Below are 1,326 nucleotides of genomic sequence, written 5' to 3'. Positions count from 1 at the left end.
GCACCTCGCGATGTAATGAGTCAGGTTGCGAAACCCGAGTGCCGATCCTCGAAGGTGCTCGAGCCGACCATTGATCGATTCAGTTGGCCCATTCGACGTTCCGGGCCTGGTGAAGAATGCCAACACGTCGGATGCGCGTCGCTTCAGCGTTCTCCCCAACCGCCTCAACTCCGTCAACCCAGCAGGCAATCCTGCCGACAAGACATCGATGACAGCCTGCAAGAGCCTCTTGCCTTCACTGCGGTCCTCGGCCCGGTAAGCAGCCACGATGTCTTGATAGATGGCCCAGGTGACTTCGACTTCGGTGAGGTTCGCATCAGCGAAGAGACTGGCGATCCGTTCTTGTTGTCGTCTCGTGAGCAGGTCTGTGCCCGTGTGCAGCGTCCTCCTTGCCCGATACAACGGATCCTTCGCTCGTCCACGATGCCCAGTTGTCTCCTGCTGGACGCGGCGGCGAACGTCATCGAGGGCATCACCAGCAAGCTTGACGACGTGGAATGGGTCCATGACTTCCACAGCATCGGGAAGTTCCTCAACGGCTGCGGTCTTGAACCCGGAGAAACCATCCATCGCAACGACTTCGATTCCATCACGCCACCCCTTGGGTCGGGCGGCCAACCATTGTTTGAAGACCTGCTTCGACCGTCCGGGCACCATATCGAGTAGGCGTGCTGTGCCCGTTCCTTGGCTGATCGGGGTGAGATCGATGATGACGGTGACGTATTTGTCCCCGCGTCTGGTGTGGCGCCACACGTGCTCGTCGACACCGATCACAGACACACCGTCGAATCGATTCGGATCGTTGATCAGCAGCCGTTGTCCTTCGGTCAGGACCGCGGAGTTCGCGGTATGCCAGGACACCGCGAGCTTGTCAGCGATGACTGCGACGGTGTCGTGATCGATGACGAGGGCACGCAGTGCCCAATCGAGTCCGGCTCGAGAGATCTTTGCTCGGGCTGGCGCCGCGGTCGTAGTGTCCTGGCGCCACACGTGGCCGCATTCGATGCACTTGTAGCGACGCAGGCGGATATGCAGTGTCGTTGGCCTGTGGCCGAAGGGCTCGTGTGCCAGTCGACGCACGACGGTGTCGCGGATGTCGCCGTGGCCGCCACATCGTCGGCACCATTCATCGGTGGTGTTCGGCCGGCATTTCAGGATGGCTTTGTGTGCGGTGATGTGTTGGCCGATGCAGGTCAGGTCAAGGGTGTCGAGTCGGCAGAATGTCGTGAGGTCAGGCGTCGAGAATATAGGGTTGTCCACGTCGAGGTCTTTCGGATGGGCAGTGTGAGAACTTCCATCATCGGAAGACCTCGACGTCTATCCGGG

General features: G+C 60.1%; 1 protein-coding gene. It reads right to left on the bottom strand.

Features of this window, described 5'->3' with window-relative positions:
* On the bottom strand, nucleotides 1–1,260 hold a 1,260-nt coding region (locus INT40_RS20335), incomplete at its 3' end, for an ISL3 family transposase (RefSeq protein WP_193096869.1).
* Nucleotides 1,261–1,326: the final 66 nt, after the last annotated feature.

It is taken from the genome of Brevibacterium sp. FME17, from assembly GCF_014897515.1.
Taxonomy (GTDB): domain Bacteria; phylum Actinomycetota; class Actinomycetes; order Actinomycetales; family Brevibacteriaceae; genus Brevibacterium.
This window is presented reverse-complemented; position numbering and strand designations above follow the sequence as displayed.